This is a genomic window from Candidatus Nomurabacteria bacterium, assembly GCA_023898565.1.
GTDB lineage: Bacteria > Patescibacteriota > Minisyncoccia > Phycocordibacterales > UBA918 > OLB19.
Window position 1 is genome coordinate 757,900 of sequence record CP060228.1, and the last position, 17,319, is coordinate 775,218.

The 17,319-nt window shown below is 48.8% G+C and carries 11 protein-coding genes; all 11 read left to right on the forward strand.

Annotation, left to right across the window (positions count from 1 at the left end):
- Positions 1-33 precede the first annotated feature (33 nt).
- The 11 genes from H6780_04035 (at position 34) to H6780_04085 (ending at position 17,276) form a co-directional block, all read left to right on the forward strand.
- On the forward strand, positions 34-1,149 hold the full coding sequence (locus H6780_04035; protein USN88628.1) for a hypothetical protein: 1,116 nt from the start codon (positions 34-36) through the stop codon (positions 1,147-1,149).
- Between the two features lie 27 nt (positions 1,150-1,176).
- Positions 1,177-1,617, forward strand: coding sequence for a translesion error-prone DNA polymerase V autoproteolytic subunit (gene umuD / locus H6780_04040; protein USN88629.1), 441 nt, complete (start codon positions 1,177-1,179; stop codon positions 1,615-1,617).
- 19 nt (positions 1,618-1,636) lie between these two features.
- Positions 1,637-2,857: a hypothetical protein gene (locus tag H6780_04045; GenBank protein ID USN88630.1), complete on the forward strand. Its 1,221-nt coding sequence runs from the start codon at positions 1,637-1,639 to the stop codon at positions 2,855-2,857.
- A 58-nt stretch (positions 2,858-2,915) separates the two neighbouring features.
- A complete protein-coding gene (locus tag H6780_04050) occupies positions 2,916-4,172 on the forward strand; it encodes a DUF4113 domain-containing protein (protein USN88631.1) in 1,257 nt (418 codons plus the stop codon).
- A 309-nt stretch (positions 4,173-4,481) separates the two neighbouring features.
- A complete protein-coding gene (locus H6780_04055; GenBank protein USN88632.1) occupies positions 4,482-5,594 on the forward strand; it encodes a hypothetical protein in 1,113 nt (370 codons plus the stop codon).
- Positions 5,595-5,723: 129 nt separating this feature from the next.
- Positions 5,724-6,800, forward strand: coding sequence for a hypothetical protein (locus H6780_04060; protein ID USN88633.1), 1,077 nt, complete (start codon positions 5,724-5,726; stop codon positions 6,798-6,800).
- Between the two features lie 16 nt (positions 6,801-6,816).
- Positions 6,817-7,230, forward strand: a complete 414-nt coding sequence (locus tag H6780_04065; GenBank protein ID USN88634.1) for a hypothetical protein — start codon at positions 6,817-6,819, stop codon at positions 7,228-7,230.
- A 45-nt stretch (positions 7,231-7,275) separates the two neighbouring features.
- Positions 7,276-9,189 (forward strand): hypothetical protein, encoded by a 1,914-nt coding sequence (locus tag H6780_04070; protein USN88635.1) that lies wholly within the window; start codon positions 7,276-7,278, stop codon positions 9,187-9,189.
- 94 nt (positions 9,190-9,283) lie between these two features.
- Positions 9,284-15,154 (forward strand): FG-GAP repeat protein, encoded by a 5,871-nt coding sequence (locus H6780_04075; GenBank protein ID USN88636.1) that lies wholly within the window; start codon positions 9,284-9,286, stop codon positions 15,152-15,154.
- Positions 15,155-15,244: 90 nt separating this feature from the next.
- Complete coding sequence (locus H6780_04080; GenBank protein USN88637.1) at positions 15,245-15,721, forward strand: Hsp20/alpha crystallin family protein; 477 nt, start codon at positions 15,245-15,247, stop codon at positions 15,719-15,721.
- A 25-nt stretch (positions 15,722-15,746) separates the two neighbouring features.
- Positions 15,747-17,276: a hypothetical protein gene (locus tag H6780_04085; protein USN88638.1), complete on the forward strand. Its 1,530-nt coding sequence runs from the start codon at positions 15,747-15,749 to the stop codon at positions 17,274-17,276.
- Positions 17,277-17,319 lie beyond the last annotated feature (43 nt).

A 17,319-nucleotide genomic window follows, 5' to 3' on the forward strand; every position in this document is an offset into this window, starting at 1 on the left:
GTGGTGTATACTTTAGATACTGATATTCAGAGTATGAATGTACGCGGATTTGATGCCTTACAAAAAATAGCCATGACGCTCATGGCGGTGTTGGCAGTGCTCACTTTTGTGGGTTCAAATCTGCATGCGCTTTTGTGGCAGCAGTCGAGCTGGTTGGTAGGCACTGTTTTGCCAGCAGTGGTGGTTGATTTGACCAACGAAGAGCGAGCAATGAACCACGCCGCGCCGCTTCAGCGTAATGCTGTGCTTGACGAAGCGGCGCGGCTAAAGGCCGAACATATGGCCAAGTATGAATACTTCGCACACTTTAGCCCTGACGGCGTGTCGCCCTGGCACTGGTTTGATAAGGCTGGATACCGCTATGCCTTCGCTGGTGAAAATCTGGCTATCCATTTTACTGATTCAGATGAAGTGGTGGAAGCCTGGATGAATTCACCGGCTCATCGGCAAAATATCGTTGACCAAAAGTATACCGAAATCGGCGTCGGAACTGCCAAAGGGGAGTATGAGGGATACAAAACGGTATATGTAGTGCAGCTGTTTGGAGCACCCGCAGCTGTGGTGACAGAGAAGGAAGGTCAGGTTGTGGCGACATTGCCAGACGTGGCGGCGGTGGAGGTAGAGGGTAAAGAGGTATTAGGGTCGCATGTTATTCAAGCTGAAGTGGAAGTTGCGAGGGAGTCAGTTGCTGTCACTGCTCCTCAAGTAGCGACTGAAATTGCCCCGACTCCCCCGCCTGCTCCAGAAAAAACCAGCCCGACTCCCCCGCTTCAGACTGCGCAAAATGTCCCCGACTCCCCCGCACCCGCTGTTACCAAGACTGTAACCATGGCTAATGATGTGGTAGTGGTTGAAATGCCGGTTATCTCAACCTCTTCCGGCTTGGCGGTGGCGCAGATTACTAGAGGAACCGGTAGTTTACATGCTGGCGCTACGGTCTCTGCAGTACTCACAAAGCCAAACGAGCTATTGCAGTTTGTATACACCGTGGTTGGTTCGGTGGTTGTTTTATTGCTTAGTTTGTCAATTGTGTTAGAAGCGCGTCGACTTCGCTTGGCTCAAGTAGCGTACGGCATCATGCTGCTGTGTGGCATGGGCACGCTGTGGTATGTGCATGCATTGCTCACGAGCGGCGCCGTGGTGGCTTAAAGGTTTCAAGCGCCGTATACTGTACTCATGAAAAAAACTCCTACCCGGGTTGTGGCGGCGGCTCCCGCACTCGTCCAAGACGAGCAAACAAGCCCTATATATAGCGCTGGCGTGGCAGCCGGCTTCCCGGCCCCTGGGGATGATTTGGTGGAAGAACCACTTGACCTGAATGATTTGTTGGTTGATAACCCAACCGCTACATTTTTCGTGCGGGTGTCAGGTGATTCTATGGAAGGTGCGCGAATTTTTGATGGTGATGTTCTGGTGGTTGATCGTTCAATAGTGCCTACTTCAGGTGTTATTGTGGTAGCAGCGGTCTATGGTGAGCTAGTGGTAAAAAGACTAGAAAAGACTGCTTCTGGCCTGGCGCTCGTGTCAGAAAATGAAGCGTATGCACCAATTTTGATAGATGATGTGGAAGGTTGTTTTATTTGGGGTGTCGTAACAGGATTAGCAAGAGTATTTTAATAACACGTAAGATTTTCACATGGCAAACGTCATTGCGTACATGAATCAAAGTAAGACTACAAATTATTTATTGCAGGGGTATGTTGCGCTGCTTCTGCTTGGTTTTATGTTGCTGCCGGGAGTGGCGCATGGTGCTACTGGTGAGGTGGCGGCCTGGATTCCATGGTGGTCTGAGGAAGCTGGGGTTGAAAGTACACTTAAGAATCTTCGTGATTTGGATGTTGTGTATCCATTTGTATACGAAGTACAGGCTAATGGTACGCTCAAAAATCGGGTCGATTTTGATGAAAAGCACTGGAAAGATTTGTTTAAAAAAGCTGACCGCCGCAATGTAGCTGTTATGCCTACAGTCATGTGGTTTGATGGCGAAGCAATTGATGCCATTTTGAGCAATGAAAAAGCCCGCACAGCGCACATTGAAGTAATTGTTGATATGGTCAAGGAATACGATTTTGCGGGGGTAAATATCGACTACGAAAGTAAGTTATCAAAGACCAAAGACAACTTCTCCCTCTTCCTTAAAGAACTTGAAGCTGCGCTTGGACGGCGTGATTTGTCGTGTACAGTAGAGGCCAGAACACCAGCTGATTCTCGCTGGAAAGAGGTGCCAGCAGTCATCGAGTACGCCAATGATTACAAAGCGATGAATAGGTACTGTGATTGGGTAGAGATCATGGCGTATGACCAACAGCGCGCCGACCTCAGGCTCAATAGTGAGCGACGCGGCGTGCCGTATATGCCGGTGGCAGATGCTGACTGGGTAGAGAAAGTGCTTGACTTAGCACTTGAAGATTTTGATGAAGACAAGGTGATGCTTGGCGTGCCGACGTACGGTCGGGCTTGGGATGTGACAGTGGCGGCCGATTGGTATAAAGATTACAAGTCGGTTGCGTCACTCAATACTCCGCGGATTCTTGAATTGGCAAAAAAGTACGATGCACCAATCGGCCGCACTGAAGCCGGCGAGGCGGTGATCACGTATTTTCCAGAAGACTCAATCTGGAAAATATTCAATGCACTACCGACTCCAGAAGGAACCCCAAAAGGTTTTGAAGCCGCAGCAAAAGCGCTCGTGGTAGCCACCTATGCAGACATCGAAATCCCAGTCCGGTTTGTTTCTTGGAGTGATGCAGAGGCAATTGAGGAGAAGCTGGATTTGGTCAAGAAGTACGATCTCAGAGGCACCGCTATCTTTAAGGTAGATGGTGAAGAAGATCCTGATATTTGGAAACTGTTCTAGGTTACTAAAAAGCGGGCGGTCCCTACAGGGACCGCCCGCTTTTTAGTATACTTATCTCATGACCAAACCACGTATCGGGCTTCTCGATTGCAACAATTTTTTCGTGTCTTGCGAGCGACTCTTTCGGCCCGACTTACTAGGGAAGCCGGTGTTGGTGCTCTCCAGCAATGATGGGTGTGTGGTGGCGCGCTCACAAGAAGTAAAGGACATCGGTGTCCTTATGGGTGTCCCTTATTTTCAGATAAAGGACATTGTGAAAAAGCACGGTATCACAACGTTTTCTTCGCACTTTGCGCTATATCGTGATATCTCCAGACGGGTATTTTCAGTCATGAAAGAAGTGTGTCCACAGGTTGAACAATACTCGATTGATGAGGCGTTTTTTACCATTGATGGCGATCCGACGGCAGTGGCCAAACAGCTGAAGGAGCGGGTTGAACAAGTGGTAGGAATACCGGTTTCGATTGGAGTAGCAGCTACAAAGACCCAAGCAAAATACGCAAGCAAGCTGGCGAAGAAGGGAACCGGAATACAAGTGCTGGGAGCCGGCGAGTGGGAAGATATGGCAGCACGCATACCGCTGCAAGATATCTGGGGCGTGGGCGGCAAAATGGAGCTTGCCTTTAAGGCACAGGGGCTGAAAACAGTGGCAGATTTAGTGTCTGCTGATCAAGCCAGAATCGACCAGTTATTTGGGGTGGTGGGCTTACGTTTGCAACAGGAATTGGCAGGAGTTTCAGTTCATACGATCGGGTCCAGGTCAGCCGTTTTACAACAGAGCATTATGAGCTCGCGCTCGTTTAAAAATCCTGTGTCAGACTTGGAAATTATGGCTGACGCCGTGGCGTATCACACTCGTCATATTGCGGCGGAGCTACGTGAAATGGGGCAAAAAGCGCGTGTGTTACGGGTGACAATTCAGCCTAGTCGACATGGTGATTTTGTGCTTCGTGAGGGCGTGAGAGAAGTAATTTTGGAAGCTCCAAGCAATGACACGATTGAGTTGGTTTCGCTTGCAAACACGGCGCTTTGCGAGCTATTTGAGGCGGGTGTGCCGTATAAAAAGGCTGGTGTAACCGTGGCTGGTCTTACTGATGCTCAGGTGGAGCAGGGGAGTTTGTTTGCAGTACGTGGTCGTGTGCGCGCAGGAGCGCACGTGCTCTCTGTGCTCGACACTCTCAATGCCGCTGCTGGAAAAGAGGTTGTGCTGGTGGGGAGTCGACTTCGTAGTGATGTTTGGCAAGCCCGCACAGGCTTAAGGTCGCCAGCGTATACCACCAAGTGGGCAGACGTGCGTGAAGTTAAAGCGCAGTAAAAGTATTCGACATTTGTACTTAATCTTTTGTAATGGTCATGTCCGATGCGTAATGAAAAATAATTGAAAAACAAGGATTTTATCTAAAGGAAAAGGTCAGGTAAAATGAGTTATCAACAGCAGCTCAAAGACGAACAAAAAAAGACTTAGTATACTTAGGGAAGTTCGGTTGAAGCGATAAGACAAAGTCAGGCTGAGTATTTCTTATAAGACCACGTCATATCGTCTCCACAATTCTTCAACCGATCTCTTCTCAACTGTACAACGAGAGAAGAATAGTTATTTAAAAAATAAATATTCATAATAAACATGTTCGCAAATACAACTCATGTTGGCTTTGCGCAACGGGTGGTCGCGACACTTGTTGCAGGTGCAACTTTGCTATGGTCTATTGGAGCATACGCAACAGCACAAGCAGCTAACTTAACAAACGTAAGTGACACACTAAGTGATTCAGATCTAAGCGTCGCGGCGGGTCACACTTTTGCTTTCACAATTCCAACTGGTTCAACCCTTAATGCGGCAAGTGACTTTACCATCACTTTCCCATCAGGTCCTGGATCTGGATTCACTGGTGTTGCAGCTTCAGTAATTGGAGACTTCAGCGCAACAGTGGCGGGGGGCAGCGTTGCGATTGACAACTTTGATTCAACTGGACAGGTCGTCACATTGTCATTCGATACAACAGCAAACGCTGGTGAAGAAGTAGTAGTCGCACTTAACAGCGGTGTAGTCACCAATCCAGATACAGCTGGTTCTGCAGAATTCGTTATTGCAACACCATCTGACACTGGTCGAACTCGAGTAGCCCTCATTGATAACGTTCTCGTCACAGCTATCGTGCAGACATCTTTTGATTTCACAATCACTGGTCTTGCTACCTCAACAGCTATTAACGGAACATCAACTACTGGTTCAACTTCAGCAACAGAAATTCCGTTTGGAGTTTTGACAGCTGGAGAAATCAAGACGATGGCACAGCGTCTCAATGTAACCACAAACGCAATTCAAGGCTTCGTAGTTACAGTGGAACAAGATAGCAACCTACAGTCTTCAACCGGAGCAGATATCGACGGTTTCGCAGATGGGGGATACGACGATACTCCAGCGGTGTGGGCTAGCCCATCAAATACTCTAGGTAATGAAAATACTTATGGTCACTGGGGTCTAACCAGTTCTGATAATGATCTACAGGGGGCAGGTTCTGACTTCGGTGTAGATGAGTGGGTGTCAGCTAGTACAACTCCACGGGCTGTTATGGCACATAATAGCGTGTCGGACGGTGTCTTCGGTAACGACGATGCTTCTGGGGACGATATTGGCCAAACAGTAGTTGGGTACCAGATTGAAATCACGCCACTTCAGGAAGCGGCTGATGACTACAATACAACTCTAACCTACATTGCAACTCCTACTTTCTAAGTAACGTATTGCAATCAACAAAAAACTTCCCCCACGGGAAGTTTTTTTGTTGTCTCTGTGTAGACAAGTCATAATAAACTGTGCTTTCAAATGCTATGATGGATGGATTAGTATTATTTTTATCGTCACATGCAACTGTCACGCACTGTTATCTTTTTCCGTACGCTTGTACTTACACTTTGCTTATTGTCATTTGGTTACTCTTTCAATCATACCTTTGCCCAGCAGGCAGGAGTCAGAATCAAGCCAGCAACTATAGAAGAGACGCTTGACCCGAGTGTGTCTAAGGATTATAGCGTGAGCATCGAAAATCTTACTGACAGTGAGCAGACATATTATTTGTTTACGCGCAACATCAAAGGTGTTGTTGATGGTGGTCGTCCAATTTTTGCAGAAGACGATAATGAACGAACAGGCTACGAATTGTCCGAGTGGATTCATCTGCCAGTAACCGAACTCACTGTTCCTGCAAAAGGGTCAGCACCAATACATTTCACGATTAATGTGCCAGAGTTTGCGACACCAGGTAGTCACTTTGGTGGTGTGTTTATTTCAGTTGATCCGCCAGAAATTAAAAACAGCGGAGCTGCCGTCGGCTACCAGGTGGCAAACTTAATCAGCATACGCGTATCAGGTGACGCAGTAGAAATGGCGGACATCCGTGAATTTTCTACGTCAAAGTTTATGTACGGATCACAAAATGTTGATTTCACCGTTCGTATTGAAAATAGCGGTAATGTACTAGTGCGTCCAAGTGGGCCACTTGAGGTGTACAACATGCTCGGTAATCAGGTAGGCACGCTCACCTTCAATGAAAATCAAAACGCTGTTTTCCCTAATGACACACGAGAATTTACGAACATCATGTGGCAAGGAGACTCAATTGGCTTTGGTCGGTATGAAGCAATTGTAAGCCCTGTCTATGGCGATATTGGGGCCAAGAAGACGATGTCGAGCACCGTTACTTTCTGGATTTTACCGTGGAATATTATTGGCCCAGCCCTTGGTGTGCTTGCTGTGCTGCTGTTGATTGTTTTTGTCTTCGTTCGTTTATATATCAAGCGTTCATTGGCTCATTTGGGTCAAGGCAGGAGAATTGTACGACAGCGCCGTCGCGGTGGATCATCGGCAGCCACACTTACACTTGTGGTCTCGCTCACTGTTACTGCCATTTTCCTCATCGTGCTCTTAGCACTATTTGCCTAGTGGTATACTGAAGCATATGAAGCGGCGGCAAGACACTACCTATCATCGGGTACTTCGCGTGACGGCGGTGGTGTTTGCGTTGGTGCTTTTGTTTGAAAGTGGTTTGGTCAGTGAGTCAACCGAGCGCTTAGCGCTCCAGACCAACATGTATTTAGCCAACGCCGTTGGCATGTATGCATCAGTAGCGCCGACCGAGCTAAATACCTACACTGCAGAGCTCACCAAGCGTGAGCGCGAACTCGATAATCGTGAGGCTGCGCTACGCGAGCGAGAGATTGCCATTGGCCTTTCAGCTGATGATGCTCCGAACACTGATACTGCTACCTATGTACTAGCCAGTATTTTGTTTATATTGCTCGTACTCATCTTGCTTAATTACATACTCGATTATTTGCGCGCGCGTGAAGCAGAAGAGATGCAGACTGTGTAATGCGCCCAAAAACACGCGATCAGCGCGGTACAATGTAGGGTACGTATGGAGACTCTATACAGAATTTGTTCACTAGCGGTACTCGGTTTGCTTGGTGCTTGCGTTGGCTTGTTTGTGTTTGCGCCCGGATATGCTGCAGCAATCAATATTCACGAGTACAAAGATACTGTCTCTGACTCTGGTCCAAGTATGACTGCCAATCACACGCTTGAGTTTGTGGTCAATACTGATTTGTCCCCGGGTAGCTCAATCGAAATCACTCCACCTGATGGTTATGCACTTGAGCCTGCTTCAGCTACTTTTGCGGCTCGAAATGTGGAGCTTTCCGTTAATGGCTCTTTGCGGACAGCTGACGTTGTGGCGGCGCCTGGAGTTGATCAAGTAGAGATTACCGGCGGCAGTCCAGGGTTTATTCGTTACACGCTTGCGCCAGATTTCAGTATCAGTAAGGGGAGTCGCTTGAAAATAATGATTGGTAATCATACGAGCACTGCCTTAGTGCCGGTCACTTCATTTAGCACCTCGACCGGAACCACCACGACTCCTGGTGATAGTGTGCCACTTACAAATTCTGCTGCGACCGGTCGTCATGATGTGAAGGTGGAGATATACGATGGATCACTCGTGGCAAATGCTGGTTTTGTTATTTTTATCAATGAAAAAGTCCGCATTCCAAATTTGGATACAACGGAAGAAATCCCGCCATTTCGGTTTAACGGCTCGCCAACCAGTACGGTGGGCGGTACTACGCTTAGTGTAGAAATTTCACTTGAGACGGATGAGTTGGCTATCTGTAAGTTTTCTACGGTTGCTAGTACGAGCTACGCAACCATGCCAAATACCTTTTCAAATACAGGCTTCATCTTCCACTCACAGGTGGTAGCAGTGACCCCGGGTACCTTTCAGACATTCTATGTGCGATGTATGGATGATGAAGGGAACTACAACATCGATGATTACTTGATTGCGTTTGCGGTCAATGATGTTCCAACCGGTCAGTCGAACACTGACGGAACGACTGACGGTGACGGAACGGGTACTGGTGATAGTGGTACTGGTACCGGTGCTGGCGAGGGAGGAGAATCTGGCGAATCGAGTGGTGAGCAGCCACTTGAAGGAGGTTCAAGCGGTTCTGGTGGCTCTGGCGGCGGCGGTGGTGGTGGCTCAGGAGGCAAGACCGGGAGCACTGCTGGAGGAGGATTTGAAAGCACAGATGCTCCGTATCAGAGTGGTGATGGTCGGGTGGTAATCTCAGGTTATGCATATCCTAACAGCACGGTTGGGATATCTGTGGATGGAAACTTTTTTGACACGGTTAAGGCAGGAAGTTCAGGCTCCTATTCCATCACGCTTGATGAGATTGCACGCGGTGTGTATACCTTCGGTGTGTATGCGATTGGCCTAGATGATGTGCGCTCGTCCACATTTAGTACGTCGTTTACGGTTACAGGCGCGCGCACTTCGGCGCTTAGCAACGTCAATATCGCACCATCTATTTTGGTCGAGCCAGATCCGGTAGATCCGGGTGAGGCACTGACGGTGTCTGGATACGCTCTACCCGGAGCAACGGTCTCAATTCAAAACGGAAAGATGCGCTCGAGTATCAAAAAAGACTTAACGGCAACTTCAGATGCTAAGGGATATTGGAAAACCACCGTTGATACCGCTAGTTTTAGTAATGGTACGTATGAAATTCGAGCAAAGTCGAAGCAAAATGAAGGACTTGGCATTGAAACGAACTGGTCTGACTATACATATTATGGTGTTGGCGAAGCAGCTGATGTGCCTATTAATGCTGACCTCAATCGCGACGGTAAGGTGAACCTAATCGACTTCTCAATCTTGCTATATTGGTGGGCATCAAACGGCGGTGACTCTGATCCTTCAGCAGACATCAACAGTGATGGCAACGTTAGTCTCACTGACTTTTCAATTATGCTCTTTAACTGGACGGGCTAGAATGATAAAACCGGCCGGAAAGCTTCGCTTTCCGGCCGGTTTTATTCCCCGCAATACCACCATCACTAATATGTACTCATGCTAGAATATATCCATGTCAGGTACCACGTACCGAACGTTCGGTGTACTCGCTATTGCCGCCATCTTCCTTGGAATCTGGTACTTTTTTAGTACGTCAACTACCACCTCTATCACCGAAGATCTTGCTCTATACAACGACCTTGGCGACCGTATCGAATCAGACTTTAATCAGTACCTACTCCTCACGTTCACTGATGACTATACGCTCACTGATACGCTGAAAGACGGAATTGAAATTACCTATGGCAACAATACACCAAGCACCACACTCGAAAGTGAAGACTTAGCACAGTCACTGTCTCTCCAGTTCCCAAAGACTCTCGAAGAGCCAATCGCCGTCACCCTCTCTGGTAGCCGCACTATCTTAGTCCAACAAGAAGACAATACTGATGCGTCCGTTTCGCTGCTTACAAACTCTCCGGCAGAGGTTCCTCAAGGAGAGGGTACGACTTGGGCTAGCGCCCCGGAGCGCCCTCTCTCTGAGGAAGCTTCTGCCGGAGAGCAGTCTGCGCAGTACCTCAAATACACCACTCCCGACGCCCGCATCAACACGTACTACGCCTACCAAAAAGATCAAGCCAACGGCTACCGCAACCTCAAGCACTGGACCATCTTCACCGACGGTGATGGGGAAGAATCACAGTCATATCGTTTCTCTAATGCGCACCTTCGTCTCACCGACAGTGGTACGGTGGAAGTGCGTTATATCCAGCCACAAGACGAATCAATTAAAGCCCAGGTAGGCGACGACCTCTGGGCTCGCGCCCAGGCTGTTCTCGCGGAAGACCTGGTCGCCAACATCGAACACACTGAGCCAGACCTCATCATCCCCGCGCCATACACTATCGATACCAACGGCGCCCAGACCACCCATGACTGGGTCGTGACGCCAGCTGACGCTATTAACCCAAGTGACACCTCGGGTGACTTTATCCTGTCGACCAAGTTCGAAGTACCACTCCTTAGCTATCCAATTGCGCTTGATCCAACACTGCAGTTTACTGCACCAGGGTACACCGAAGCGGGGAGTGTTATTACAGGGGAGAATACGAGTGATAACTTCGGCTGGTCTTTTGCAGTGGGTGACTTCAATGCCGACGGGAAGGATGATTTGGCGGTGGGGGCTGATGGCTACTCCACTAACACCGGCCGCGTCTACCTTTTCTACGGCGGCTCCATGACAACAGAAAATGCTTCCGGAGCAGATGTGACCTTAACTGGTGAAACCACCTCCAACTTCGGCTACTCCCTCACCACCGGCGACTGGAACGCCGACGGGACGGATGATTTAGCGGTGGGAGCGACTGGCTACTCTGGAAGCACCGGCCGCGTCTACCTTTTCTACGGCGGCTCCATGACCTCAGAGTCTGCCTCTGGCGCCGATGTGACGCTGACTGGCGAAACTACATCTAACAACTTCGGCTCCTCCCTCACCACCGGCGACTTTAATGCCGACGGGACGGATGATTTGGCGGTGGGGGCACGTGGGTACTCGTCAAGTAAGGGCCGCGTCTACCTTTTCTACGGCGGCTCCATGACAACAGAAAATGCTTCCGGAGCAGATGTGACCTTAACTGGTGAAACCACCTCCAACTTCTTCGGCTACTCCCTCACCACCGGCGACTTTAATGCCGACGGGACGGATGATTTGGCAGTGGGGGCGACTGGGTATAACGGTGGAGCATTTTCTGGCCAAGGCCGCGTCTACCTTTTCTACGGCGGCTCCATGACAACAGAAAATGCTTCCGGAGCAGATGTGACCTTAACTGGTGAAACCACCTCCAACTTCTTCGGCTACTCCCTCACCACCGGCGACTTTAATGCCGACGGGACGGATGATTTGGCAGTGGGGGCGACTGGGTATAACGGTGGAGCATTTTCTGGCCAAGGCCGCGTCTACCTTTTCTACGGCGGCTCCATGACAACAGAAAATGCTTCCGGAGCAGATGTGACCTTAACTGGTGAAACCACCTCCAACTTCTTCGGCTACTCCCTCACCACCGGCGACTTTAATGCCGACGGGACGGATGATTTGGCAGTGGGGGCGTTTGGGTACTCCACCTACACTGGCCGCGTCTACCTTTTCTACGGCGGCTCCATGACCTCAGAAAACGCTTCTGGCGCGGATATCGCCTTGACCGGTGAGACCACGTCCAGCTCCTTCGGCTACGCCCTCACCACCGGCGACTTCAACGCCGATGGGAAGGATGATCTGGCCGTGGGGGCACGCGCTTACTCTTCAAATACTGGCCGTGCCTACATTTTTTACTCCCAGTCTGGGCAGGTGAATCTCGATACACACATCACTGGTGAAACCACCTCTAACTACTTCGGCTATTCTCTCCAAACCGGCGACTTCAACGCCGACGGCAAAGATGATTTGGCGGTGGGAGCTTACGGCTACAACTCAATTCAAGGCCGCGCCTACATCTTCTACGGCGGCAGCATGACATCAGAAAACGCCTCGGGAGCAGACATTATCCTGACCGGTGAAACCTCCTCTAACTACTTCGGTGTCTCTCTCCAAACCGGCGACTTCAACGCCGACGGCAAGGACGATTTGGCCGTAGGGGCTTGGGGCTACTCCACCTTTACCGGCCGCGCTTACATATTCTACGGCGGCAGTATGATCTCGGAAAACGCCTCAGGAGCAGACGTGACTCTGACGGGAGAAGCTACTTTTAGCTTTTTAGGTATCTCTCTCCAAACCGGCGACTTCAACGCTGACGGCAAAGATGACTTGGCGGTGGGGGCTTCTGTATACTCTTCTAGTATCGGCCGCGCCTACCTCTTCTACGGCGGTAGTATAATTACTGAAAACGCCTCTGGCGCTGATGTGATTTTAACTGGTGAAACTAACGCTAACCGATTTGGCGCCGCTCTCCAAACCGGCGATTTCAACGCCGACGGCAAGGATGATTTGGCGGTGGGGGCTTGGGGCTACAATTCCGACCAAGGCCGCGCCTACATCTTCTACGGCGGCAGCATGACCTCAGAAAACGCCTCGGGAGCAGATGTGATTATGACAGGTGAAACCACTTCTAATTTGTTTGGTAAATCAATAATCACCGGCGACTTCAACGCCGACGGCAAAGATGACTTGGCAGTGGGAGCTCAACAATACTCATCCAACACCGGCCGCGTCTATATATTCTACGGCGGCAGCATGGTGAGTGAAAATGCTACTGGTGCTGACGTGATTTTAACTGGTGACGTCGCCAATGATGATTATGGAACTTCACTTGCCACTTACGACTACAATCACGATGGTCGTGATGATTTGGTAGTGGGTGCACCAGGGTACAACAACGGTGGTGATACTGGTCGCATCTATTTCTACGAAACCCGTGAAAACTACGTTTGGGAAATTCAGCGGCAATCGTTAGTAGATGGCGTACGTGTTCATCCAATCATGGGACATGAGATGAAAATCACCGGTGAAAGTGGCTCCGGGCAATTCGGCACCAGTATGGCAGTCGGCGACTTCAACGCCGACGGCAAGGACGATTTGGCGGTGGGGGCGAATGAATTTAATTCCGGACAAGGCCGGGTGTATATTTTCTATAATGACGGCAATTACGAGACAAAAGCGAGCCGTGCTGACGTGGTTATAACTGGTGAAGCTACCTCTAACCAATTTGGCTCTGTCCTCGAAACCGGCGACTTCAACGCCGACGGTAAGGACGATTTGGCGGTGGGGGCTCAACAATACTCATCCAACACCGGCCGCGTCTATATATTCTACGGTGGTAGCATAGTGACCGAAAACGCTGTTAGTGCAAATGTTATCCTGACCGGTGGAGCTACTTCTAATTACTTCGGTAATACTCTCCAAACCGGCGACTTCAACGCCGACGGCAAGGATGACTTGGCGGTGGGAGCTTGGGGGTATTCTGCTAGTACCGGCCGCACCTACCTCTTCTACGGCGGTAGTATGATAAGCGAAAGTGCTAGTGGGGCAGATGTGACTCTAACTGGAGGAGGTACTAATAATGCTATGGGCGCCGCTTTACAAACCGGCGACTTCAACGCCGACGGCAAGGACGATTTGGCGGTGGGGGCTTGGGGCTACTCCACCTTAACAGGCCGCGCTTACATATTCTACGGCGGCAGTATGATCTCGGAAAACGCCTCAGGAGCAGACATTACTCTCACTGGTGCTGCCATAATAAATTTTTTTGGTTACTCCCTCCAAACCGGCGACTTCAACGCCGACGGCAAGGACGATTTGGCGGTGGGAGCGTATGGCTACAATTCCAACCAAGGCCGCACCTACCTCTTCTACGGCGGTAGTATGATAAGCGAAAGTGCTACGGGAGCTGATGTTGCTCTCACTGGTGACGGTACTAGTAGTGGTTTTGGAGATTCTCTCCAAACTGGAGACTTCAACCATGACGGCAAGGATGATTTGGTAGTTGGTACAGCTGGCTACAATTCCAACCAAGGCCGCGCTTACATATTCTACGGCGGCAGCATGACATCAGAAAACGCCTCGGGAGCAGATGTGATTATGACAGGTGAAACCACTTCTAATTTGTTTGGTAAATCAATAATCACCGGCGACTTCAACGCCGACGGCAAAGATGACTTGGCAGTGGGAGCTTGGGGGGTTAATTCTAATCAAGGACGCGTGTATTTTTACACCACCAATGATTTTCAGATTTCAGGTGTGACTGCTAATGAGGGTATTGGTACCACTCTCACAACCGGCGACTTCAACGCCGACGGTAAGCTAGATCTTGCTGTTGGTGCACCTGTTTATAGCTCAAATCTCGGACGCTTGTATATTTTTTATGGTGGCGATAATCTCTCAGAGACCGTAGCAACGGCCGATTACACAATCACCGGTGAAAGTGGAGTGGCAAGCTTTGGTTCAGCAGTGGCAGTGGGTGATTTAAATTCAGACGGGATAGACGATTTGCTGGTCGGGGCTCACGATCAAGGTTCAGATGGTAAAGCGTACATTTACTATGGCGGGGGAGCATTTCCATCGGCGGCCGCCTCAGCTGACGTGGTTATTACTGGAGAAGTGTCTGGACAGCACTTTGGCTTTAGTGTGGCGGTAGCAGATGTAGATGGAGACGGCGATGATGATGCGATTATTTCTGATCCCTACTACGGAGCATTGAGTACTGGAAAAATCTACTTCTACTACAATGACGGCGCATATCCTTCTGCTGCTGGGTCTGCGGATGCAACTATTCTTGGTACTAATTTCGCATACATCGGAGGCAATCTCACGTGCGCGGACTTGGATAATGATGCAGATAATGATTTGCTTGCTGCATCAATTACGTATGGTGGTGGAGCCTATTTGTTTTACAATAGCGCCGGTTTTGCAACAGTGTCTTCTGCTGCTGACGCCACTTTTGCAGCATCTATCGCTGCTGATATTGAAGTGGCAGACTTTGATGGTGATGCGAACCTCGATTTTGTAATCAGCGATTCGTTTGATAAGAAAGTTCGTGTGTATTTTGATGCTGTGTCGTATAGTGGTGCGGTTACTCCAGATTCAGTTATCAGTAGCGTCGATTCGAGTTTCGGTGCCTATACAACTGTTGGTGATTTAAATCATGATGGCAAGGATGATTTAGTTATTTCTGATTCCACAAACAGCAAATCAGATATTCTGTATAGTAGTAGTCTCGCGACGGGATTGGCTGATGATTTGAGTGATTTGATGGTACCTGTGTCCGGTGCCCTCTTGATAGCTGATATTGATGATAATGGCACCGATGATCTCTTAATTGGTGATGCTGGGTATGATGTTTCTTCAAATGAAGGTCGAGTGTATGTCATTATCTCAGAGATTGCGGCAGTCAGGTATTCGCAGCACAAAATTCAAGGCACAATGAAGATTCAGGGTAGCGGGACGTTTCACTAGCAGAAATCGGCGGCCACTTTGTGGCCGCCGATTTCTGCTAGTGTGGGTAACCCAGCATTTTTTATGAAGTGGTCAGTATAATATTTGTATATGTCTTTTCTGCAGAGACTCAAAGGGCGAGGTGTGCGTAGCGATGATGCGGGGCTTTTGTCTGACGCTGAAGAAACTGCCGTCGATAAAGTAGCGCAGCTGTACGTTGATGTGTTCCAGACTGAGCGCATGATTGTCATCTACGCACAGTCAGCTGGCGCCGATATGAACGATGTGCATGTTTCTATTGAGGGCGACGCTGATATTGTCCTTATTGAAGGCAAGCGCATTCGTCCAGAGTACATTGTATTTCCAAAGAAAAAAGTTAAAGGGTCTTTTGTGGCAGAAGAGTGTGTGTGGGGAGATTTTTACCGACGTATCATTTTGCCTGAAAGCGTGAACATTGATAAAGCTGAGGCAAAAATTAAAAATGGCGTGCTTATCTTAGTTTTGCCACTTCTCAAGCCGAGCGAAAAGGAAAAAGTGGCACTTAAAGTTACAAGCGGCAGAGGGGCGACTAAAAGCATGACCCCCTAGCGGATTATCAGTTGTATTTGTTCTTATGTTGTACCTTCAAAAAAAATCTTCACACCTCTGGCAATTCATTCTCGCGTTTGGATTATTTTTGATGTCTAGTGTGGTTGTGCACGCGGCTGATTTGAGTATTACTCCAAATACTGGTTCGTACTCCGCGGGACAAACATTCACCGCTACTGTTCGTGCAGTGCCTAATGGTGATAATGTAAATGCGGTTGAAGCAAGTCTAAAATACGACCCGGCAGTGCTTTCTGTAGTAAGCATCAGCAAAAATGGCTCCGCTTTCTCTCTTTGGACTACAGAACCAACATTTTCTAATGCGGCTGGCACCATTCAGTTTGGTGGTGGAAGCCCAACGCCATTTACCAGCACTTCAAACTTGATCACCGTAACGTTTCGAGCCGTGACTGCTGGTACCGGTGCAGTATCTTTCACCAGTGCTTCTGTTTTAGCGGCTGATGGTCGCGGCACTGATGTGTATAAGAATGGTGCCCCGGCGTCATTTACCATTACTGCTGCAACAACTCCTACTCCAACTCCAGTGGCTGATCCAGAACCAACTCCAGCATCAACAAATACCGATGATACTGAAGAAGCGATAATTTTCGGCGATCCGCCACGAGCTCCAGAAGTTGGTTCTCAGACATTCCTCGACCCAGATGTGTGGTACAACGAAACAGAAGGAGTATTTAGCTGGACGTTGCCATTTGACGTAAACGTGGTAGCAGTCGAGATTACTGACAATCCGGAGAATAAGCCGCAAGATAATGAAGATGCAATTATAGATCCACCGGTTGAAGACTTCACGGTTAGTGCCGACATCCTAAATGATGGCATTCAGTACGTGAGTGTAAACTTCAAAAATCAAGTTGGCTGGGGTGCGGTCACCAATCGTCGTCTAAAAATTGACACAACGCCGCCAGAACCGTTTGCAATTAACGTTCAGGCCGGCACTAGTAAGGAGTCGTTCCCACTGCTTCGCTTTGAAGCGAGAGATGTAACTTCTGGCATTGAGTACTACGAAATGACCATTGCTGATAAGGAGCCAATCCGCATCACTCCTGATGAAGCAAAACTAGGCTACTTGTTGAAGGAACTTGAGGATGGCACCTACACGGTGAAAGTAAAGGCGACTGACATGGCCGGCAATGTGCGGGAAAGTAGCGTAGCAGTACTCATTACTGCTGGCTGGATTAAACCACTTGAAGTGGTTGATGAAGGATCATTCTGGGACTTCCTGACGCCAATCAACTTCTTCATCTTCTTCTTGATTGTGATTATCATTCTGCAGATTGTGTATTTCTGGCACGAACACAAGAATTTGAAAGAAAAAGAAGAGAAATTACGTCGGGAAACTCGCGAGGTACAAGATCAGATGGAGAAAATATTCTCAGCTCTACGTGATGAAATTTATGATCAAATCATTAACATCACCAAACGAAAGCGGCTATCAGCTAAGGAGAAAGAAGCTGTTGAATCGCTCACACTTGCACTTGAAGTTTCTGAGACCTTGATAGAAAAAGAAATCAATGATGTAAAAACGATTTTGAAGTAAACGTGCTTTCAGAATCCACAGAAAATTGATGATAACGCGCGCT